General features: G+C 60.9%; 18 protein-coding genes, 3 tRNA genes, 3 rRNA genes and 2 pseudogenes. 9 read left to right on the top strand and 17 right to left on the bottom strand.

Features of this window, described 5'->3' with window-relative positions; genetic code table 11:
- Window positions 1–138: 138 nt before the first annotated feature.
- Window positions 139–773 (top strand): annotated as a pseudogene (locus DMP03_RS08270) (IS6 family transposase).
- Window positions 774–777: 4 nt separating this feature from the next.
- Here the strand turns inward: DMP03_RS08270 and DMP03_RS08265 are convergent.
- Window positions 778–1467 (bottom strand): annotated as a pseudogene (locus DMP03_RS08265) (5-methylcytosine restriction system specificity protein McrC); the annotation flags it as partial.
- A gap of 39 nt (window positions 1468–1506) precedes the next feature.
- On the opposite strand from DMP03_RS08265, the gene heR reads away from it, so the two are divergent.
- Entirely contained in the window at window positions 1507–2316 is an 810-nt protein-coding gene (gene heR / locus DMP03_RS08260; protein ID WP_172967109.1) for a heliorhodopsin HeR, read from the top strand.
- An 86-nt stretch (window positions 2317–2402) separates the two neighbouring features.
- Here heR and DMP03_RS08255 read toward each other — a convergent pair whose 3' ends face one another.
- From DMP03_RS08255 to DMP03_RS14290, 9 genes are all read right to left on the bottom strand, one after another.
- The gene (locus DMP03_RS08255) at window positions 2403–2663 is read right to left on the bottom strand and encodes a hypothetical protein (RefSeq protein ID WP_152120227.1); all 261 of its coding nucleotides are present in this window, start codon (window positions 2661–2663) and stop codon (window positions 2403–2405) included.
- 42 nt (window positions 2664–2705) lie between these two features.
- Entirely contained in the window at window positions 2706–3815 is a 1110-nt protein-coding gene (locus tag DMP03_RS08250; protein WP_152120226.1) for a pyridoxal-phosphate-dependent aminotransferase family protein, read from the bottom strand.
- A 52-nt stretch (window positions 3816–3867) separates the two neighbouring features.
- Entirely contained in the window at window positions 3868–5055 is a 1188-nt protein-coding gene (locus DMP03_RS08245) for an MFS transporter (RefSeq protein WP_152120225.1), read from the bottom strand.
- Window positions 5056–5130: 75 nt separating this feature from the next.
- Window positions 5131–5493, bottom strand: coding sequence for a NifU family protein (locus DMP03_RS08240; RefSeq protein WP_152120224.1), 363 nt, complete (start codon window positions 5491–5493; stop codon window positions 5131–5133).
- Between the two features lie 46 nt (window positions 5494–5539).
- A complete protein-coding gene (locus DMP03_RS08235) occupies window positions 5540–5863 on the bottom strand; it encodes a DUF5783 family protein (RefSeq protein WP_152120223.1) in 324 nt (107 codons plus the stop codon).
- A gap of 149 nt (window positions 5864–6012) precedes the next feature.
- The gene (locus DMP03_RS08230; protein ID WP_152120222.1) at window positions 6013–7431 is read right to left on the bottom strand and encodes a DHHA1 domain-containing protein; all 1419 of its coding nucleotides are present in this window, start codon (window positions 7429–7431) and stop codon (window positions 6013–6015) included.
- A gap of 53 nt (window positions 7432–7484) precedes the next feature.
- Window positions 7485–7558, bottom strand: a tRNA-Lys gene (locus DMP03_RS08225).
- 48 nt (window positions 7559–7606) lie between these two features.
- Window positions 7607–8263 carry a DUF7119 family protein gene (locus DMP03_RS08220; RefSeq protein WP_152120221.1) on the bottom strand — a complete coding sequence of 219 codons (657 nt, stop codon included), beginning with the start codon at window positions 8261–8263 and terminating at the stop codon, window positions 7607–7609.
- Between the two features lie 55 nt (window positions 8264–8318).
- Complete coding sequence (locus DMP03_RS14290) at window positions 8319–8480, bottom strand: hypothetical protein (RefSeq protein ID WP_172967108.1); 162 nt, start codon at window positions 8478–8480, stop codon at window positions 8319–8321.
- A gap of 239 nt (window positions 8481–8719) precedes the next feature.
- Here DMP03_RS14290 and DMP03_RS08215 point away from each other — a divergent pair, with 239 nt between their 5' ends.
- From DMP03_RS08215 to DMP03_RS08205, 3 genes are all read left to right on the top strand, one after another.
- Window positions 8720–9055 (top strand): hypothetical protein, encoded by a 336-nt coding sequence (locus tag DMP03_RS08215; protein WP_152120220.1) that lies wholly within the window; start codon window positions 8720–8722, stop codon window positions 9053–9055.
- Window positions 9056–9138: 83 nt separating this feature from the next.
- The gene (locus tag DMP03_RS08210; RefSeq protein ID WP_152120219.1) at window positions 9139–10926 is read left to right on the top strand and encodes a nitrite/sulfite reductase; all 1788 of its coding nucleotides are present in this window, start codon (window positions 9139–9141) and stop codon (window positions 10924–10926) included.
- Between the two features lie 256 nt (window positions 10927–11182).
- Window positions 11183–11464 carry a DUF6360 family protein gene (locus DMP03_RS08205; RefSeq protein WP_152120218.1) on the top strand — a complete coding sequence of 94 codons (282 nt, stop codon included), beginning with the start codon at window positions 11183–11185 and terminating at the stop codon, window positions 11462–11464.
- 1 nt (window position 11465) lies between these two features.
- On the opposite strand, the gene DMP03_RS08200 is transcribed toward DMP03_RS08205, so the two are convergent.
- Complete coding sequence (locus DMP03_RS08200) at window positions 11466–12698, bottom strand: MBL fold metallo-hydrolase (RefSeq protein ID WP_152120217.1); 1233 nt, start codon at window positions 12696–12698, stop codon at window positions 11466–11468.
- Between the two features lie 313 nt (window positions 12699–13011).
- Here DMP03_RS08200 and DMP03_RS08195 point away from each other — a divergent pair, with 313 nt between their 5' ends.
- Genes DMP03_RS08195 through DMP03_RS08185 form a run of 3 tightly spaced genes read left to right on the top strand, consistent with a single transcriptional unit; the run spans window position 13012 to window position 14584 of the window.
- Complete coding sequence (locus DMP03_RS08195) at window positions 13012–13233, top strand: UPF0175 family protein (protein ID WP_152120216.1); 222 nt, start codon at window positions 13012–13014, stop codon at window positions 13231–13233.
- Window positions 13234–13740 carry a hypothetical protein gene (locus tag DMP03_RS08190; protein ID WP_152120215.1) on the top strand — a complete coding sequence of 169 codons (507 nt, stop codon included), beginning with the start codon at window positions 13234–13236 and terminating at the stop codon, window positions 13738–13740.
- Window positions 13741–13783: 43 nt separating this feature from the next.
- Window positions 13784–14584, top strand: coding sequence for an SWIM zinc finger family protein (locus DMP03_RS08185; RefSeq protein WP_152120214.1), 801 nt, complete (start codon window positions 13784–13786; stop codon window positions 14582–14584).
- A 147-nt stretch (window positions 14585–14731) separates the two neighbouring features.
- Here the strand turns inward: DMP03_RS08185 and DMP03_RS08180 are convergent.
- From DMP03_RS08180 to DMP03_RS08155, 6 genes are all read right to left on the bottom strand, one after another.
- A tRNA-Cys gene (locus tag DMP03_RS08180) sits at window positions 14732–14805 on the bottom strand.
- 137 nt (window positions 14806–14942) lie between these two features.
- Window positions 14943–15064 (bottom strand): 5S ribosomal RNA (rrf, locus tag DMP03_RS08175).
- Window positions 15065–15178: 114 nt separating this feature from the next.
- Window positions 15179–18090: ribosomal RNA gene (locus DMP03_RS08170) — 23S ribosomal RNA — on the bottom strand.
- Between the two features lie 186 nt (window positions 18091–18276).
- A tRNA-Ala gene (locus tag DMP03_RS08165) sits at window positions 18277–18348 on the bottom strand.
- A gap of 136 nt (window positions 18349–18484) precedes the next feature.
- Window positions 18485–19951, bottom strand: a 16S ribosomal RNA gene (locus DMP03_RS08160).
- The 16S, 23S and 5S rRNA genes sit together here with 2 tRNA genes alongside, the layout of an rRNA operon.
- Window positions 19952–20779: 828 nt before the next feature.
- On the bottom strand, window positions 20780–21085 hold the full coding sequence (locus DMP03_RS08155; protein ID WP_152120213.1) for a non-histone chromosomal MC1 family protein: 306 nt from the start codon (window positions 21083–21085) through the stop codon (window positions 20780–20782).
- A gap of 187 nt (window positions 21086–21272) precedes the next feature.
- Here DMP03_RS08155 and DMP03_RS08150 point away from each other — a divergent pair, with 187 nt between their 5' ends.
- Window positions 21273–21470: a hypothetical protein gene (locus DMP03_RS08150; protein ID WP_152120461.1), complete on the top strand. Its 198-nt coding sequence runs from the start codon at window positions 21273–21275 to the stop codon at window positions 21468–21470.
- The last annotated feature ends 27 nt before the right edge of the window (window positions 21471–21497 follow it).

Here is a 21497-nt window from a genome sequence, read left to right as displayed (position 1 = left end):
CATAATGGCAGGCCCCGGACAGATACCCGGACGCTACAACCTCGTTATTGAAGACGCGTATGAGACCTTCGAGCACCAGATTCCGGCGGTGTTCAGATAAGGATTGAAAGGTGAGGCGTAGCGTTTTCTGAGTGATCCATGCCCGAAAACGCTAGCCTCAGCGGTTGTTTGGATGAGATTGACTTAGCGTTTGTTGAACGAGAAGCGACACCGCGATTATTGATGAAGCTTAGTATTCAGCTGCATCTTGCTGGATTGTCGCTTTCGAATACTGTGTCTATTCTTGAGATATTCGGTGTCAATCGTGCTCGATCTACCGTTCATAATTGGGTTCACAAGGCCGATCTACAGCCCGAATCTGGCCGATGTCCGAATCACATTGCGGTTGACGAGCGGTGATCCAACTCAATGACGAGCAGTATTGGCTGTACGACGCTGTCGATCCTGAAATAAACAAATTGCTCCATACAAAGCTTGAACCGACCACAACGAAGGTTCTCGCTCATTCGTTTCTGACGGAACTCTCCGAGAAACACGACGTCTCCGACGCCGTGTTTCTCGTCGATGGATCTCACTCGTTACAAGACGCGTGTCAGCGCCACGGCTTCGATTTCAGATACGAGAAACACGGAAATCGGAATGCTGTCGAACGTGTCTTCAGAGAGATAAAACGTCGAACCCTCTGTTTCTCAACCTGTTTCAGCAGCGCCAAAGCAGAAACCACTGACGACTGGATCAGATCGTTCAGCTTCGCATGGAATCAGCTTATGTGAACACTACCGAGAAGTTCTGGACATCCTTGAACGTGAACGGACCACTCATCGACTGCGCTTCAGACAGATTTGTTTCTTCGACACCATCGAGACAAAGCCGGTTCTCTGCCACTGCACGGAACGCTTCGAGTTCCGGAGACTTCTGGCCGAGAACATCGTAGAGATAGTCGTGTACCACCTTGTCGTATTCATACAGCGTGAAGTCTGGCTCCGGGGATACAATCTGTAGTTCCGCGCCCGTCTGGGTGATGCGACGACGACGCGGTTCCAACAGCGGACACAGGAATGCGAGCCGGTCAGCGTGAAGAAGATAGGCGTAGCTAAAAAGCCGTGACCGAGACGATGACTCCTTGACCGGGTCGTGTCCTTCCGCATAGTGCTTCGAGTCTAGCACAGCAAGGGTCTCGTCGCCCTCCTGTAGCGCGTGGTCTGGTTCGTGGTAGATCTGCCCCTCACCCTCAAACGGATTTACGGACGGTGACCGAACGGGAGTTACCTCATCGAGGTTGCCGAGATGGTCGTAGGACTTGATATACGAGAGCTCGCGCTCAATGACGACCTGTGAGTACTGCTCGAACAGCGACTCCATATTCAGGACGTAGTCTACGACCAGTTCTCGCGGACCATCTCGGAGCTGTTGGCCGAGCGACGACGACATCACCGCTTTGGCGACATCGAACGCCTTCTGGTAGTACCCGAAAAGGTAACTACCGTGTGTGTTTAACATGATATAATGTCTACGTCAAGTACGACAGCGACCGATTCTAATCAGGTGACGTCTGCGCGGGGCACCCGACTCCGACTATGGAACGCCGTCATGGCTGTCCTACACTTTCTACAAGGGCTGGCGATGGTCATCCTGGCCGACCAAGTTCTGTGGCCGATCACACGTACGAGATACGGTTTCAACGCCGAAACAGAGGCAATCTTCCCGGAGACCGTCTCATTTGTCGATGCAAACCTTCCCCTGCTCGTGGCGGGCTTTCTCTTCATCTCCGCGTTCGCGCACGCCGCTATTGCGACCGTGTTGTACGAACGGTACGTCGAGTATCTCGACAGGGGGATGAATCCCTACCGCTGGTACGAATACTCCGTGAGCGCCTCGCTGATGATCGTCGTCATCGCTATGCTAGCCGGCATCTGGGACCTCGGGACGCTCGTGGCGCTGTTTGGACTCGTTGCAGTAATGAACCTCGCCGGACTGCTGATGGAACAACGCAACGAATCGACCGAGGAAACCGACTGGACGCCGTACTGGGTTGGTGTCATCGCCGGTATCGTACCCTGGATCGTCATCGCAATCACGTTCATCGGCACAGTAACAGCCAGCGGCGGAGAGTTCCCAGAGTTTGTCATCTACATTTATATTTCGATCTTTGTCTTCTTCAACCTCTTTGCGGTGAACATGGCGTTGCAGTATCTGGAAGTGTCCTGGTGGAAGGACTACCTCTTCGGGGAGAAAACGTACGTTTTGTTGAGTCTCGTGGCCAAGTCCGTCCTCGCATGGCAGGTGTACTTCGGCACGCTGAACTCTCCGATCTAGGCGTCGAAGGCGTGGGGGGCCATCGAGACCTTATTACAGACGGGTGGACTCAATCACAAGATGAGTGCTACATACGCGCGTTCTATTCAGCAGACCTCATATTTCCTATAAGAAATCGGAAGGCTACAACGACCGATCAGACGCAGTCTACCGGTCTTCGATACAATAGCGCCTACTAGTAGTTTCTGAATGTTGAACGCCATCATATGTGGCGTGTCGTGGTTGTTCTCCAGCACGACGGGCGTGTACTCCTGTTTGCCGCCGAAGGTGAGCGAGTTACAGCCGGCGATTCCGGTTGTGACTCCAGCGGTGAGTGCAGCGAGTGTGGTGCGGCGAGAGATGTCCACAGCAAGAAATTACTACCGGGAGGTATGTGTCTTCTGTCGTGTTTAGAGGTCGGCCACGTCCTCGATGGCGTCGGTGAGTTCCTTGATTGTCTCCAGCGTGTGCTCGCCCATGTGGCCGATACGGAACGTCTCCTCGCCGATGTCGCCGTAGCCGTTCGAGAAGACGAAGTCGTACTCCTCGCTCACCTGCTCGATGGTGGCGGCCACGTCGATACCCTGCGTGTTCTCGATACAGGTGACCGTCTGTGACTCGTACCCCTCCTCGGCGAAGGTGTCGAAGTGTTCCTTTGCCCACTCGCGAGTGTACTCGGCCATCTGGCGGTGGCGGTCGTCGCGGGCGGCGTGGCCCTCCGCGAGCATGTGCTGCATCTGCTTGCGGTACGCGAGCATGAGCGGGATGGCGGGCGTCGAGTGGGTCTGACCCTTCCGGTCGTAGTAGTCGAGACAGCGCTGGAAGCCGCCGTACCACGAGGCCGAATCGGAGTCGACCTCGTGCTCGTAGGCCGCCTCGCTTACGGTACAGACCGCAAGGCCCGGGGGCATGCCGAACGCCTTCTGCGTGGAGGTGAAGATGGCGTCGATACCGTGACCCTCGATGTCGATGTAGTCGCCGCCGAGACAGGAGATCGCGTCGACGACGAAGAAGGTGTCCGGATACTCTTTCACCACGTCGCCGATCTCCTCGATCGGGTTGCGCACGCCCGTCGAGGTCTCGTTCATCACGGCGAGGACGGCGTCGTAGCCTTCCTCGTCTGCTTCGAGGGCCTCGCGCACCTCGTCGGGCTTGACGGCCTCGCCCCACTCGTGCTCGAGTCGGTCAACGTCCTTGCCGAGCCGTTCGGCGACGTTGGCCTGTCGCTCGCTGAAGCTGCCGCAGGTGAGCGCAAGCGCGCGGTCGTCCACGAGGTTCAGCGTGGTCGCCTCCCAGAACTCCGTGCCCGACGCCGAGAGGACGATAACGTCGTCGTCGGTGTCGAGGAACGTCTTCGTGTCCTCGACGATGGTGGTGTAGAGGTCGGTCATCCGGTCCATCCGGTGTCCGAACATCGGCTGTGCCATCTCCTCGATGACGTCCTCGCGCACTTCCGTCGGACCGGGGAGATAGAGCCGCTTGTCGGGGTAGTCGTCGGTGTACTCCTGTTTTTTCGTCATACCTCGGTCTCACCACGGAAGGGCAAGGTCGTTGTGATACCGACGAAACTCCCTACCGGTCGAACGTATCCGATCCCCCCGTTTCGAGTCGAAGCAGGAACGGGAGCAACGCGAGCGCGAGCAGTATCTCCGCGCCGCCCGCCACCCGAAACGCGGTGGTGTAGTCGAACTGGGTCGCCAGCCCGCCGCCGACGACGCTCCCGGCGAGGAAGCCGAGCGAGCCGACGATGTTGAACCCGCCCGTGGCCGTCCCGCGCTCGTCTGCGGGCGCGATATCGTTGACGAGCGCGAGCGTCGCCGGCGCACACAGCGCGCCGAACGCCCCGACCAGTATCATCGTTCCGGCGACGACAGTCACGGAGGGCGCGAGCGAGACGGCGACGATGACGACCCCGTAGGCGAACGACCCGGCGGCGATGGGGCCGACCCGTCCGATGCGGTCCGAGAGGACGCCAAACGGGTACTGGAGGAGGGCAAACGGGAGGAAGAAACAACCCAACAGCGCCCCCGTCGCGGCCGGGTCCAGCCCGAACTCCGTCTGGAAGTAGTCGACGCCGACGAGGGCGAAAAAGCCCGCGGTGAACCGGTCGGCGAAGCCAAACGCGAAGGGGACTGCGAGCGTCGGTTCGTCGGCGAGCGAGCGAGCGACGGCGAGCAGTCGGCTTCCCGTGCCGCCGCCCGCGGTCGCTTGCTCGCGGAGCCGAAGGCCAGCGAGCGCGACAACGACCAACAGCCCGCCACCGACCGCGAGCGGGACGCGGGGACCGAGTCGGTAGAGCTGGCCGCCGAGAGGTGCTCCCAGTCCCGTTCCAAGCCCGATAGCGATACCGGCCGCGCCCATGTTACGACCGTTGCCGCCGCCGAAATCCATCAGTGTCGCAATGGCGAGCGAGAACGCGCCGATGGTGAAGGCCCCGCCGACGAACCGCACGACGAGGACGAGCCAGAACGGGATCGGCGGGGCGGCCGCGAGCGCGCCGTACGCGAGCGCGCCGCCGGCCGCGCCAGCAGAGATGAATCGGCCGCGCTCGCCGGCCCGGTCAGACAGCGCCCCCCAGACGCCGGCAAAGAGGACGAAACCCGCGAACTCCGCGGCGAGAAACGGCGTGCTCGCGTCGAGTTCGCCGCTCCCGCCGAGAGACTCGACCAACTGCGGCACGCCCGGGTACAACAGCACCTGCGAGAACAGCACGGTGAAGACGACCGCCGCGAGCGCGAGTCGGTCACTGCGTCGGGTCACGCGTGCCCTCCGTCGGGCAGCGAGTTAGCTCCACTGCTGTGGCTCACGACGGGTGAAAACACGAAGAAATCGGCGTTAGAAGGGAGCCTGCGGGCCTTCGTCGTCCTCGGACGACGAGCTCTCACCGGGGAACGACGGGGAGACGTTGCCACCGCCCATGCCGTCGCCGGCACCGGAGGCCGCTCCCGTCTCGGCGTGAACCGTCGAAATCTCGGGGATCTCCTTGGTCATCCGGGACTTGATGGCCTGAATCGTCATCGGGGAGATGCCACAGCCGGAACAGGCACCGCCCAGTTGGATGGTCACCGAGCCTTCCTCGCGGTCGATATTCTGGATGGCCGCGCTCCCGCCGTGCATCTGAATTTGCGGGAAGTTGCGGCGCAGGAAGTTCGTGATACGGTCGTTCAGGTCGTCGCCGTCGGCAGACTCCGTGCTCATACACTCTCTTGTTTGTGACCACGCTTAGGCCTTGTCCCTGCGTGTGCTAGGGCTGCTCGACCTCGAAGAGCCGACACAGCTCCGTCTCGATGGTGTCGGTGTACGCATCAAGCAGTTCCGCCAGCCGGTCGTCACCGATGTCGACGACGCCGTCGATCCGGGCCTCGGGGTCGTCGGGGAGTTCAATACGGAACTGGCCGTCTTCGAAGACCGGTTCGGACTCGTTGAGGATGGCCTGGTCGATGGCGTGGACGTGGGTGGAGTCGTACTGCTCGTTCATCGTGTTGAACGCGCTCTTGTACGCCTGCTGGAGCTTCGGGAAGAAGTCGACGTACTTCTGCTCCTCGAAGGTGGCCGCGTCGAGACTCATTTACTCACACTTGCTCGCTCAGCACAAAAGCGGCCGGATTGTTCGTTCGCCCCCGCCGGCTCGTTCCGCCGCCGGTTCGACCCCCCGGCTTCCTGTCGAATCCGACGCGAGTCGGGCGATTTATCTCGAATCGAACCACTTTCGCCGTGCTATCCGAGCTGGTCACCGACGATTTCGTCGGCGTGTTCGATGAACCGTTCTTCCTCACCGGCAGGGATGGTTGCGCCGGCAGCGACGTCGTGGCCGCCGCCACCGCCGCCGACCGCCTCGCCCGCCTCGCCCATCACGACCGACAGGTCGAGCCCCTGCCGGACGAGCGCGCTCGTCCCGCGGGAGGAGACTTTCGTCTCCGTCTCGCTCTCGCGGGCGAAGGCGATGACCGGCTTCGAGCGGTCCACGCCGTCGACGCCCATCGACATCCCGGCGACGATACCGACGATGGTGGCGCGAATCTCCTCGCCGGCGTCGAACCACTGGAGGTTTCCGGCGTCGGTGACGCCGTTGTCTTTCACCCACGTAAGCCCCTCCGAGAGGTTCCGGCGATGGGTGCGAAGCAGTTGCCGAGCCGTCTCCAGCGCGCCGGTGCGGTCGCCGAGACAGACGGCGAGACCCACGTCGGCGCGGTCGTAGCGCGCGGTCGCGTTGAGCAGGGTCGAGAACTCGGAGGCGTCTCGGAGTTCCGTCCCTTCGGGTTCGTCGGTCAGGGTGTAGGTGGTGGCGACGAGTCGCTCGATTTTCGAGGCCGGGACGCCGCGAGAGACGGCGTGACGGACGAGCGCACTTGCGACGCTCTGGCGCTCGTCGTCCGTCAGGTCGACCCACCGCTTCCACTCCTCGTCGCCGTCGCGACACGCAACGTCGAGGCCGTCAAGGAACTCGACCGCGCCCGAGTAGGAGTTCGAGATGCCGGGGACGTAGGTGTCGGTGGCGTACTCAAGCAGCTTGGGGAGCGGACGGGTCTGCTTGCCGTAGACGGCGAGGTCCTTCGCCTCGGCGAGCGCGCCGGCGGCGACGCCCTCCTCGACGAGGGCGGCGTTCGCGCCGTGGAGTTCGCCGTCGGAGTCCTGCATGTCGCCGACCGCTCCGACGACCGCCGTCGCGGCGAGGTCGCGGTTGTCGACGCCGTCGCGTTCGAGCGCCCGGGCGAGTACGTACGCCGCGCCCGCACCCGAGAGTTCGCGCGCACCATTCAGCCCGACGAGCAGGGGATTCAGGTGAAACTCGGTTTCGGCGTCGGCGGGCTGGTGGTGGTCGGCGATGACCGGAGTGAACGCGCCAGCTTCCTCGTGAGGGACGATATCGTCCAACTGCCCGGAGCCGAAGTCGGTGAACAGGACGGTGTCGTGGTTGGCGGTCGCGAGCCGGTCGATATGCTCGGCGTCCAGCTGTTCGAAGAACACCTGTTCGTGTTCGATGCCCGCACGCTCGAGGGCGGCGTCAGCGACGGCGGCGCTCGTCAGTCCGTCGGCGTCGATGTGGGAGGCGACCAACACGCTGTCGGCGGCGTGGAGTCGGTCGGCACAGGCCGTGGCAGTCTCCGCGAGTTCGGGAACCGGCGCGGTACTCATCTGGTGTGGATTGTTCGGCTTGGGGGATAAGCTACCGGCTCGAAGTGAGAAAGCGGGCCGAATGGGATTTGAACCCATGGCCGTCTGGTTAAAAGCCAGACGCTCTGCCGGGCTGAGCTATCGGCCCTACCGCACGGTAGGGTAATCTCGGGGTAAATAGTTTCGATGCGCGCAGTCACTCGAAGTACGCCGACACCGCCTCCGCGACCACGTCGTCGGGGTCGCGGTCAGACAGCGCCGCCGTCCGGCGGAGCCGCCGGTACAGGTCGGGGGGGAGTGACAGCTCGATTCGGCCGAGTTCGACGCCGACATCGGCGAGTGCGGCTTCGACCGTCGCGCCGTCGTTGACGGCCGAGGCGGCGGTGCGCACTTCACGCACTGTCAGCTCGTGGTCGAGGACGGCCCACGCCAAGAGAAAGCGCGCCTCGCCGGAGAGCCGGGCGATGTGTTTGGCCGCTGTCGGGGCGATCTGTCCGAGCGCGACGTATCGGCGCACCGACCGCGGGAGGTCGTGGACGCGCGCCCACTTGCGGATGAACGAGACGGTTGCCTCCCCGCCGGCCCGTTCTGCGGCGGCCTTGTACGAGCCTTCGCCGCGGACGAGCGCGGCACACGCCGCCGCACCTCGGAGCATGTAGACGTTGTCGGTGCCGCCGGCGGTGTTCTCGGCGAAGCGGCGCACCACGTCGGCGGCCTCCGCGAGACTCTCGGCGTCTGTGGGGTCGAATCGCGCGGCGTCGTCCGTGACGTTCCGGCGGATGACCGGCTCGCCGACCGGAGACGCACGGCTCGCCGGACCGGTCTCGGTCGAAGGGCCCTCATCCGGTGTCATTCACTCACGGGTAGCGGGGCCAGTATCAAAAAGCCCGCCTGCGAGCGGAGGGTGGTCACTCGTCGTCGGGGTCGGTGTCGGGCTCCTCCGGCTCCTCTCGCTCGCTCGTGTGCTCCCAGATTTCGGTACAGCCACAGCCGTCCTCGACGTTGTCGAGGTGGCTCGTGTCGACATCCTCGTAGCGGTCGGCGCGGCTCTCCTCGTCTGTCTTACTCATGACGCTCACCACTGATACTCATTGAACGACTCACTGTGTAGTAGAAGGCACTACCACATTATAAGCACAACCACGAACATAACACTCTCCTGTGCTGCCGGGTCGCGGAGATTGTTGCTTGTTTCTGTGTCGGGTAATCGGCACCAAAACACGGATACTGCAGACGGATGGGTCCGTATCCGGCGTCACCGGGGCGTCGCGAGCGTCGTGTTTACGCCCGTCGGGGTGTTCTGGTGGGTATGGTCACCTCAATCCACCAGCTCGACGACGGCGCGTGGGTCAGCGTCAACGACAGCCGCGAGGTGAACGTCTCTGACCTCTGGCAGCTCGCCCGGAGCGACATCTGTGACTGCGACCCGACCGATTTCCTCGCGGAGGGGTTCGTCGAGGTGAGCGTCGCCTGTGGCCGCGTTGAGGCCCGTATCGCCGGCCAGTGTATCGGCTGTGGTACCGACGGCGTCACCGACTGGCTCGAACTCGGCCGCGCTGATCCCGACACCGGAGCGTTCCGGTCAGTCGTACCGAGCAGCGTGCACGTCCCCGACAGACGCCGGCGACTTGCCGCGAAAGAATAGCTAATTATTGCCGGTTTACTGGAGCAGAGGGGAGCCTTGACGGAGCGCATGGCATCTATAGGCGTGAGGGACATGGCAATATTATGCCGACGAAAGTCGAGGGTTGGAAAGACGAGGCCTACGGGAACGAGGTTCGCGAGCGTATCTACGAGTTCGCCGAGGAAGGTTGGGAATCGATTCCGGACGACGAACACGACGCGTGGTTCGAGCGCTTCAAATGGTGGGGGTTGTACCACCAGCGGAAGGGCCAAGAGAGCTACTTCATGATGCGAATCGGCACGCCAAACGGCGTGCTCGAACCCGGGCAGCTGGAGGTCGTCGCGGACGTTGCCGACGAGTTCGCGCGCGGTCCCGCGGACAATCCGGAGTTCGGCGGCGCGGTCTGTGACTGGACGACCCGCCAGTCCATCCAGCTCCACTGGATCAAACTGGAGGACATTCCGGAGATCTGGGACCGGCTCGAATCGGTCGGTCTCTCTACCCAGCAGGCGTGTGGCGACTCCTGGCGGAACATCGTTGGCTGTCCCGTCGCCGGCAAGGACAAAAACGAGTTCATCGACGCGTGGCCCGTCGCCGAGGAACTCAACGAGACGTTCAAGGGCAACGACGACTACGCCAACCTCCCGCGCAAGTGGAAGGTCTCCGTCACGGGCTGTTCTGAGGGGTGTGGCCAGGGGGACATCAACGATCTCGCCTTCGAGCCGGCGGTGAAGATCATCGACGGCGAGGAGACAAAGGGATTCAACATCCGCGTCGGCGGCGGTCTCTCTCGGAAGGAGCCGCGACTCGCCCGCTCCATCGACGTGTTCGTCACGCCGGAGGAGGCACCCGACATCGCCGCGTCGTGTTCCGCGCTGTTCCGCGAGCACGGCGACCGCGACGACCGTTTCAACGCCCGTATCAAGTTCCTCGTCGACGAGTGGGGAGCCGAGAAGTTCCGCCGCGTCCTCGAAGAGGAGTTCGTCGACGGCGAACTCCGGACGGCGGGCGAGGACCTCCGCGACGAGTACACCTACAACGCCGGCCACAACCACGACGACGGTGAAGGCCACGCCGACCACGTCGGCGTCCACGAGCAGCCGGACGGGAACTACTACGTCGGACTCTCCGTGCTGGTCGGCCGGATGTCCGCGGAGGAGACACGAGAACTCGCCCACCTCGCCGACGAGTACGGCTCCGGCGAGGTGCGACTCACCCAGCGACAGAACATCATCGTCACCGACGTTGACTCCGACCGCATCGACGGGTTCCTCGAGGAGGACTTACTGGAGTACCACTCCCCCGAGCCGGGCGTCTTCATGCGTGGCTCCATCGCCTGCACCGGAACGGAGTACTGCTCGCTGTCCATCGTCGAGACGAAAAACCGGATGGTCCGCTACGGCCGCTGGATGCAGGACAACATCGACGTGCCCGAGGGGATGACCAACTTCCACACCCACCTGTCGGGCTGTACCGCCTCCTGTGCCCAGCCGCAGATCGCCGACATCTCGCTTCGCGGAATGAAGACTCGCAAGGACGGCGAGCCGGTCGAGGCGTTCGATATCGGACTCGGCGGTGGACTCGGCGAGAATCCGCAGTTCGCCGATTGGGTCGAGATGCGCGTCGCCGCAGACGAGGTGCCGGGCTACATCCGGAACCTCGTCGAGTTCTTCGCGGAGGCCCGCGAGGACGGCGAGAGCTTCCGCGCGTTCATCGCACGCCACGACGAGGAGGCACTGAACGGACTCGTCGAGCCTGAAGAGACGAGCTACACGGACCCGTACATGCACAACACGAAGATGACGTGGTACCCGTACGCCGAAGACGACGACATGGGCTCCAGCCCCGCTCCGACGAACGGACAGGGCGAACCGCTGCCCTCGGACGACTGAGGACCCTCTCCGACGTTCTCTTCGCTCTCGTTTGCCACTTCCACAGTCGCGACGCTGTCAACGGCTGCTTGACGGCGTCCATACGAGCAAGCAAGACAGTGGCCTGAGCCGCCGCCAGTCGCGGTGCCGTCCCCGGGCCAAGCAATCAGGTCTGTCACGGAGTCGATGCCGGAGCCGGCGCGTGATTCACCAACGGAGCCGCAAAGACGATACTGAGAGACGCCACGCTTACGCCCGACACCCACCAACGGAGCGTATGGCAGACCGAATCATGCGCGTCAACGCGTACACCACGCTCGATCTCGTGGACGCCGAAGCCGAGGGCCACAACTTCGAGGAAGAAGCGTACGCCACGGTGAACGTCACCTCACCCCGGAGGAACCCCGACCACGTGGAGTTCGCACTCGAACTCGACAACACCACGCTGGAGACGCTCGACACCCACGCCGACCGCCTCCGGCTCAACCCCGAACAGGCGCGCACCCTCGCTGCGGCCCTCGAATCCGAGGCCGACGCCGTCGAAGACGCACAGCAGTAGGTTACTTCACCCGTATCGTCGCGCCGAGGTCAGGCGCGCGCGCGTCGTAACCGTCACCGCGCAGTTCCTCCGCGAAGGCCACACACCGGTCGCCGTGATTCACGAGGACAGTGCTACCCTCGTAGCTTGAGAGGAACGAGCGAAGCCCGTCGTAGTCGGCGTGTGCCGAGAAGTCGAAGAACTCCCGTCGGGCAGACGCACGGAGCTGTCGCCCGTCGATGTGGGCACTCCCCCGTTCTAACAGCTCACGACCGGGCGTTCCCTCGACCTGATACCCCGAGAACGCGACCAGGTTCAGCGGTGAGTCCGCGACTGCGGGCACGTACGTCATCGCCGGCCCACCGTTGAGCATCCCGCTGGTCGTGACGATAACCGTCTGTTCGTCCGCGATACGGCGGCGCTGTCCGTCACGGCCTGTCACCACTCGGGCGTTGGTTCGCGCACCGCGAAGCGCGTCTACGTCTCGGACGTACGCCGGATGACGAGTGAGCATCTCCAGCACCTCGACACCCATCCCGTCGACGTAGGCATCGAGCTCGTGTGCGTTACACACGAGCAGCACTTCCTGTGTTCGACCGATAGCGAACGCCGGGACGACGACCGTACCACCGCGGACCGTTGTCTCACTAAGCGACTGGGCGAACTGTCGTTCGACGGATGCACGCGGGTCGTGGTCCACGTCGGAGTACGTCGATTCACAAATCACCGCGTCGGCGTCTGGGCGTGCAGTGGTCCCAGAGACGAGTCGCTGGTCGTCCGTGTGGAAATCAGCCGTGTACAGGAGTCGTGTCTCGCCGTCGTCGACGAGGACGTGTGCACTCCCAGGGATATGGCCCGCGTTGTAGAAGGTAATCTCGTACCCTGCAACGGTGAATGATTCCGTGTAGCCGTGCTCGACCGAACACTCACCGAGTCGCGCAGCGTCGTTCTCGGTAAATGGACACCGCGGCGTCCCGCCGTGGAGTTTGAGCGTATCACGTGCGAGCAGTCGTGCCAGTTCGTGCGTCGGCGGTGTCCAGTGGACCGACGGGGGGTCCTCCCCGGAGAGCAGCGCCGGTACACCGCCGACGTGGTCGAGGTGTCCGTGCGAGACGACAACCGCTTCTGGGTCGCAGTTGAGCGGCCACGACGGTGGAGTCGTCGGCTTCGCTCCGTAATCAAGCAATAGCGTCTCATCGACGAGCACGGCGCTCCGACCGACCTCCCGCGCGCCGCCGAGGAAGTCGAGTTGCATACGATCGCTGCGGGCGGCACACGCTTTGACCCGTCGGTCCCAGCGTTGTCACTTACCGACGTGAAGCGCGATTGTGGCCGTAGCTGGTCGCGTTGGACATCAGCGAAAAGGGTGAAAGTCAAGGGCCCGAATTAAGCCAGTATTTTAACTATAATAAACAATCACATCAAGTGAATTATCGTCAGATCGCCCCAGATAGCGGATGAATCAATATTTTTGTCCTAGATTACTATGTGGATGGCAACCCGGTGAGTCGACGAGTGCCCCGTCCCACGATAGATTATTAGCTCCGTGGATCCGATAACTACGTACGATGACCTCTTCCAGTAGCGAGTCCTCCGACGAACTTGCGACCGCGGTGGGTCGGTACGTTCTCGGCGACCTCTCGCTCGGACGTGCTGCCGAAGCGGCCGGACTGTCCCGGTGGGAGTTCGAAGAAGTGCTGGAAGACGCTGGCTTCACGTCGCTCTACGGGCCACGAACTGACGACCAGTTACAGCGCGAGATCGACGTTGCACTCGACCTCGACGAATAGATGCCGGACGGCTACCCGCAACCGGTTTTCCTCGACGCAACTGTCATCAGTAATTTCGCCAGCACGACCTCGGTCGAATTTCTCGTTCACCTACTCGAAGCTCCGATTGTAGTACCCGCAGTCCGTGACGAGATTGAACGGGGATTCAGACACGGTCACGAGTATCTGACCAGCGCCGTCGAGGCGTTCGACAACGGACTGGCAGTCAGTGACGTTCCACCCGAAATAGGAAGGGTGAGCCTCCATGAGCGACTTGATCCAGGAGAAACAGAAGCGTTGCAGGGAGCCGTTGAACACAATGGGACTATCGCCACCGATGACCTCGCAGCACGCCGTCTTTCGACAGAACTGGATGTTCCAGTCACTGGATCGATAGGCCTCCTCGTCCTCGGCATCAAACGCGAGCGTATCGACAGCGAAACTGCGGACGAATGCCTGGAGGTTTGGCGGGACGAACGCGGCTACTACGCCCCCGTTGAGAGCGTCACCGAACTACTAGACAAATAGGGCTGCAGACTGGTAAAACGGGTTAAAGAAGCGTTCTACAATCATGGACCCCGAGAACGTGAACATCCGGGAGACCTGTACCGACACGGTGTTCGAGCGCGGGCGGAACTACCGGGATGAAGGACGCATTCAGCGAATCGAACGGTTTGGCGACGTGGTCACAGCTGCGGTTCGGGGATCGAGTCTGTACGACGTGACCGTCGAACTGGGCGAGAACACCGTCGATGCGCGGTGTACGTGTCCTTACCAAGGAACGGGCGAGTGCAAGCACGTCGTCGCGGTGCTACTGGACGTTGTCGCTAATCCGCCCCAAGACGAGAGCGAACACGTCGAAAGGGTTATTGAAGATGTCTCGTCCGGCGACCTACGCGCGTTCGTGCGCGATACACTTGCCGAAAACCCGGACCTGCGTGAGCAGTTTCTCGCACGGTTCGGCGACGACCACAAGTCGGTTGAAGCGTACCGCGAGAGGATCGAGGAGTTGTTCGACCAGCACACCGAGGACTATCCAGTCGTCACGGGAGCCATTGACTTTTCTCACTTCTTCGAATCAGCCGAGCAGTACCGTGAGCGCGAGCGCTACTGGGCGGCTGTGACCGTCTACCGTGCGCTGTTCGAGGGAATCGACGACAACCACGGCCGCATCGACGCCGCATACGATCACTACGCCAAGGACTTACAGTCTGCGCTCGATGGGTACGTCGACTGCGTGCTCGCGGCCGACCCAAGCGAGGGCGAATTCGAACAATACGCAGGCGCACTCGAAGCACAGGCGATGTCCGAACCGCGGATCAACGAGGAGCAGTTCCGACGTGCGCTCAACGCTCTCGAAGAGCGGCGATAACGGTGACTTTCTCAGTAAAGATACGACAACACGAGCGAATCCGGCTGGACAACCCACTCGAATAGGATTGTCGTATTCCTGATATTCCGATGGAAAAAGAGGGACATGCCAAGACAATGTCGTCTTGGGCTTTGGGTATCGTGTGAGAGCCAAGGGCCGGATTCGAACCGGCGTGTAGTCGCTCTGCAGGCGACCGCGTAAGGCCACTCTGCCACCTTGGCGCAGATGGTCGTAGCGTACTGCCGTGGTTAAGTATAGCGGTCCGGCAAGCCGGCGGCTCGCCGCGTAGGTGTGTGGCATCGCCACACAATAAATGAAAAAAGCCCACCAGCACAGTGCTGGTGGGCTTTGGATGAATGGCAGGCGGCGAACCGGATTTCCCAGAGACTCGCGTACTCCAGTACTCGCCGGAACGCTGGCGGGCTTATCTTCCGTGTTCGGGATGGGTACGGGAGTGACCCCGCCGCTATGGCCGCCTTAATGCCGACTCGTGGAATCGAACCACGATGAAGACCATCGTCGGTGGGTAGCTAACCAAATGTGTGCGTGCAATCCAGTAAACGCCTGGACCCGTTCACGGGTCTCAGTGCGATGATTGAGTGGCTTCGGTCATTAGTACTCGCGGGCTGAACACCTCGTTGCCTCGGTGCGTACACCCCAAGTCTATCGATCTCGTCTTCTACGAGCGACCTCAGCGGAGCCTCTTTTCCAGGTGGGTTTCGAGCTTAGATGCGTTCAGCTCTTACCCCGTGTGACGTAGCTGCCCGGCAGTGCCCTCTCGGACAACCGGTACACCAGTGGTCACCATTCGTAGTTCCTCTCGTACTATACGAACGTTCCCGTCAGGCTCCGAAACACCCCCAGTAGATAGCAGCCGACCTGTCTCACGACGGTCTAAACCCAGCTCACGACCTCCTTTAATAGGCGAACAACCTCACCCTTGCCCGCTTCTGCACGGGCAGGATGGAGGGAACCGACATCGAGGTAGCAAGCCACGCGGTCGATATGTGCTCTTGCGCGTGACGACTCTGTTATCCCTAGGGTAGCTTTTCTGTCGTCCATGGCCCGCATCGGGCAGGCTCATGGGTTCGCTAGACCACACTTTCGTGTCAGCGTTCCTCGTTAGGAAGAACACTGTCAATCCATCTTTTGCTCTTGCACTCTTCTTCGGGTTCCCGACCCGAATGAGATGGACTTGGGGCGCGCTCGATATCATTTCGAGCGCGTACCGCCCCAGTCAAACTGCCCGGCTACCGGTGTCCTCCTCCCGGAGTGAGAGTCACAGTCACTGACGGGTAGTATTTCATTGATGGCTGGGTGGCCCGCTGGCGCGGGTACCTCTGTAATGCCTCCTACCTATGCTGCACATCAGCGACCATGTCTCAGCGACAGCCTGCAGTAAAGCTCCATAGGGTCTTCGCTTCCCCCTGGGGGTCTCCAGACTCCGCACTGGAACGTACAGTTCACCGGGCCCAACGTTGGGACAGTGACGCTCTCGTTGATCCATTCATGCAAGTCGCTACTGAAGCGACAAGGTACTACGCTACCTTAAGAGGGTCATAGTTACCCCCGCCGTTGACAGGTCCTTCGTCCCCTTGTACGGGGTGTTCAGATACCTGCACTGGGCAGGATTCAGTGACCGTACGAGTCCTTTCGGATTTGCGGTCACCTATGTTGTTACTAGACAGTCGGAGCGTCCGAGTCACTGTGGCCTGCTTATTTCCTAAGCAGGCATCCCTTATCGCGAACTTACGGGACTAACTTGCCGAATTCCCTAACGTCGGTTGTTCCCGACAGGCCTTGCCTTTCGCCGGCATGAGCACCTGTGTCGGATCTTGGTACGGACTCTATACTCGTCTTTTCACGGGCCCTAGGTTGGACCGACTTACGCTGTCCTGCCGTTCTTCCGCTTCGTGCCATTACGGCTTCCACGGAGTTGGACAGTTCGACCGCGCGAAAGCGCGGCTCGGTTGACCCCAAGGCGTCGACTTCTATTGTATAGAGGCGTTGGAATATTAACCAACTTCCCTTTTGTCACTCTCGAATTACGAAGTGACTTAGGACCGGCTAACCCTCAGCTGAGAAACATTGCTGAGGAACCCTTGCTCATTTGGCCGTCGAGATTCTCACCCGACTATCGCTGCTACTATGACCAGGATTTTCTTCACCGATCGGTCCACTCGAACTCTAGTCCGAGCTTCCGCCCAATCGGAGTGCCAACCTACACGAGCATCCTATAACGGATGCGGTCAGGTCTCGGTGGTGGATTTGAGCCCCGATCATTTTAGACGCCCCAAACCTCGGCCGGTAAGCTGTTACGCTTTTCTTAGAGGGTAGCTGCTTCTAAGCTCACCTCCCGGCTGTCTAGGGCTCGGGACCATCTTCAATCGCACTTAATCCACACTTGGGGACCTTAACCCGACTCTGGGTTGTCTCCCTCACGCCGTACAGGCTTACCCCGCACGGCGAACTCCCTGCGTCAACGGCGTCCGTGAGTTCGGAGTTCGACAGGAAGGCAGACTCCTCTCGGAGTCCGCGCTTCCAATCGGTCGCTCTACCCCACGAACTACCTCAACAGAGGTAATGCTTCGACATTTTTCGGTTGGAACCAGCTGTTTCCAGATTCGATGGGCCTTTCACCCCTACACACAGGTCACGGGAGGGTATTGTAGGACACCAACCCTAACGGACCTCCACGTAGCTTTCGCCACGCTTCGTCCTGCCCGCGCGTAGATCATCTGGTTTCGGGTCGTATCCGTTTGACTCCCCGCGCTTGAACACGGCGGCCCTGGCAATGCTGCGGCCTTGTCGGTTTCCCTACGCCTGCCCGGATTCTCCGGTTAGACTCGTCAAACAGATACACTCCCTGGTTCGTTTTTCAAAACGCACGACGGAACATCGGCTCCTCTCGGTTCCTACTGCGGGTTCGCACCCGGGTCGTTTCCTGAGAGGCCTTGTATGCCCCGTCGCTCAATCGCCACCTGATTTCAGGCCCTATTGCACCTCCCTTCTCGGGGTGCTTTTCAGCGTTCGTTCACACTACTTGTTCGCTATCGGTCTCAAGTTGTACTTAGTCTTGGCAGTCGATGCCTGCCGTAATCCCGAGGGATTTCCAACCCCCGGTACTCTGGTACTGACACACAATTTACCACACGACGATACGGGTCTATCACCCTGTATCGAGCTCTGTTCCAAGAGACTTCTCGTCGAGCGTCAATTGCTGAAAGTCAGTCCGAACACCACATTGGCCGAAGCCTTCGGTTTGGACTGTGTCGCGTTTACTCACCGTTACTAACGACGTCACATTCGTTTTCTCTTCCTGCTCCTACTGAGATGTTTCAATTCGGAGCGTTCCCCATTGCGCGAAGCAATTGCGAGAGGATTCCTATTCGGAAATCCATGGTTCTTCGCCTCCGTGCGGCTCCCCATGGCTTATCGCAGCTTGGCACGTCCTTCATCAGCGCTTGAGCCGAGCCATCCACCAGGCGGCACAGTAGCCACGATCACTGAGCACAGTGAACGGGTCCAGTGAGCGCCTGGATTGCACGTACACACGGTATCATACGCAGCGCCTGGGTGCAACCCCAGTGCGTGCATCTACCCTTCCCACCCGCGCTTTCACGGAGTGGTGCATCGGTCGTACATCGGACGAATACGGTGACCCATATAAGGGGCACGATTCGTCTTGTACATGGACCCACGGGGATTCGAACCCCGGGCATCCTCCTTGCAAAGGAGGCACTCTACCACTGAGCTATGGGCCCAACTCAACCGCGACGGCCCGCTAACGAACGTAGCGGACAGTCGCAATCGTAGCCCTGATGGTTCCAAGGTGCCCGGTCGGCGTCGCCGACCGAACCCACGAAGGTGGGCCAGAGCAAAGCTCTGGTCCCGGTCTTTAGGAGGTGATCCAGCCGCAGATTCCCCTACGGCTACCTTGTTACGACTTAATCCCCCTTGCGGAGCCCAGATTCGACTGTCGCATGACAGCCTCATCCGGACCCCACTCGGGTGATTTGACGGGCGGTGTGTGCAAGGAGCAGGGACGTATTCACCGCGCGCTTCTGACACGCGATTACTACCGAATCCAGCTTCATGCGGACGGGTTTCAGTCCGCAATCCGAACTACGACCAAGTTTAGGAGATTAGCTTCGCCTCTCGGCGTCGCATCCCATTGTCTTGACCATTGTAGCCCGCGTGTTGCCCAGCTCATTCGGGGCATACTGACCTACCGTTGCCCGTTCCTTCCTCCGTCTTAGCGACGGCAGTCCCCCTAGTGTACCCAGCCATCGCAAGATGCTGCTGGCAACTAGAGGTGCGGGTCTCGCTCGTTGCCTGACTTAACAGGACGCCTCACGGTACGAGCTGACGGCGGCCATGCACCTCCTCTCAGCAGCGTCGAGTAAGGTCGTCAACCTGACTGTCATTACTGCTGTCGGAGCTGGTGAGATGTCCGGCGTTGAGTCCAATTAAACCGCAGGCTCCTCCGGTTGTAGTGCTCCCCCGCCAATTCCTTTAAGTTTCATCCTTGCGGACGTACTTCCCAGGCGGCTCGTTTCTCGGCTTCCCTACGGCACAGCGCAGGCTCGTAGCCTGCGCCACACCTAACGAGCATCGTTTACGGCTAGGACTACCCGGGTATCTAATCCGGTTCGAGACCCTAGCTTTCGTCCCTCACTGTCGGATCCGTCTTCCTGAGGCGCTTTCGCCACCGGTGGTCCGTCCAGGATTACGGGATTTCACTCCTACCCCAGACGTACCCCTCAGGTCTTCCGGTCCCAAGCCACGAGGTTTCCGCCGGACGCCTACTGGTTAAGCCAGTAGATTTCCCGACGGACCTACGCGGCCAGCTACGGACGCTTTAGGCCCAATAATATCGGCCATCACTCGGGCTGCCGGTGTTACCGCGGCGGCTGGCACCGGTCTTGCCCAGCCCTTATTCGTGTACCACCTTACGGTACACAAAAGCGTAGGCTCTATGCCTACGCACTCGGTGTCCCCCTATCGCACTGGCGTGCAGTGTAAAGGTTTCGCGCCTGCTGCGCCCCGTAGGGCCCGGAATCTTGTCTCAGATTCCGTCTCCGGGTTCTCACTCTCATGACCCGTACCGATTATTGGCACGGTGAGCCGTTACCTCACCGTCTACCTAATCGGCCGCAGCCTCATCCTATGGCGCCGGAGCATTTGACGCTCCCAGCATTCAAGCTCGGGAGCGCTATCAGGGATTAGCCACAGTTTCCCGTGGTTATCCCAGTCCATAGGGTAGATCGGCCACGTGTTACTGAGCAGTCTGCTACGTTAGACGTACAACTCGCATGGCTAAATCGGACACCGATAGCAATAGCCTCCGGCAGGATCAACCGGAATGTCTCCCCTGGCGGGGAGGGTTAGGCGGGAACACATTCTGACGAATGTGCATAGATCGCTATCTGTATATGTGGGATCGGTCGGCGACACCATACCGGGTGTCACCGAACCATCAGGGCTAACATCAGATTCGATCGTGTACGGCGGACCGCAGGGGTCGAATCCTCATTTCCTTCGGGAACTAACTGTACTTCGGGAGAGGGTATAAACCCTGTGAAGTACATCGCCCCGAGACGAGCCGGCCGTCGAAGGCCGACCCAGTCACGTCGTGTGCATTCCTTCCGAGCGCCCTATTACGTATAAGGGCGTCGGATTGGATGCGTGCTGTCACAGCCCATCAGAGATGGGTGCGAGCGTATCCAATCCGAGCACCCGATCACACATAAGGGCGTCGGATTGTTGTTGGTCGTTTTCCGCCGAAGGCGGGCCGACCTCGTATCCAATCCGAATCGCCTGTTAGGTATAAGGGCGTCGAATCGAACTCGTCTTCGCAGCCTGACGGAGTCGGGCCGCGGACCACCGAGACGGTGGTCGGCGAGCGGAGCAGACCTCGGCGGCCTGCGCCACGTCGTTCACATTTCATCTGATGAGAGTTGTACACTTAACCCCGTCGTCTCGACCCCGCCACGTCATGCGGTTTCACGCCCCTCGATGTGTGTACAACAGGGCAAGATAGCCGCAGCTCGGCGTGTAGAGTGTCGCACGGCTGGAGGTCGGATCCTCATCCCACGCTCGCACGGTCGGTCGGGCCCGATAAGTGCCGCGCACGCGTCCGTACGCGTGGATTCGTTTATACGTGTCGTGGTTCCACGGAGAAAGAGAGCCGCACTAGATCTCGTCGAGATGTTCGATACCCTGCTTGGAGACGTTCGCCTCCGTGATGTCGTCGGGCATCCAGTCGGGTTTGTCGTCGGGAGCGTTCTCCTCCCACGCCCAGCCCTCGTAGATGTGTACCTTGGTCGTCCCCTTCTCGCGCAGCCGCAGTTCCGTGCGGTCGGCTGCCTCCTCGCTACTCGCCGGTGTGAGCCGTCGGGCAGCCTTGAGGGCAGCCTGCCGCGGAGTGCGACCGGAGAAGACACTACTTTCCTCGCCGCTCGACTCGCGCAATGCGAAGTTCCGCTTGTCGTCTGGCATAGTTGTTACCTCCACGTGAGATGTGAACAGGGTGTATCTTAAGCGTATCCCCGGAATCGGGTGCTGTCACCCGATTCCAGTGGTGGAGTCCGGCGCAGCGGGCCGGATGAAGACACGAGCGGTGTCGGCGGTAAGGTACCACGGTACACTTATGTGTCTCGTGGCGAGAATCACAGCCAACACCGCGATGGTTCGCAAGAAGAAGCTCTCTCCGAGTGGCGCCAAAGACGAGAACGGCGAGTACCACAACGTCCACGTGAATCTCCACGAAGACGAGCTCGCCGTCGCCGGACTGGACATCGGGGACGAGGTGTTCATCCGGGTTCGCGACGGGAAGATAATCATCCAGAAGGCGGACACCGACGACGTCGAACACGAGTTTTAACGACCGCATCGCCTTTCGCGCTCCGTC

The organism is Halosegnis rubeus, assembly GCF_009184545.1.
Taxonomy (GTDB): Archaea; Halobacteriota; Halobacteria; order Halobacteriales; family Haloarculaceae; genus Halosegnis; species Halosegnis rubeus.
The sequence above is the reverse complement of the archived record's forward strand: the minus strand, read 5'-3'. Positions and strand labels throughout refer to the sequence as shown.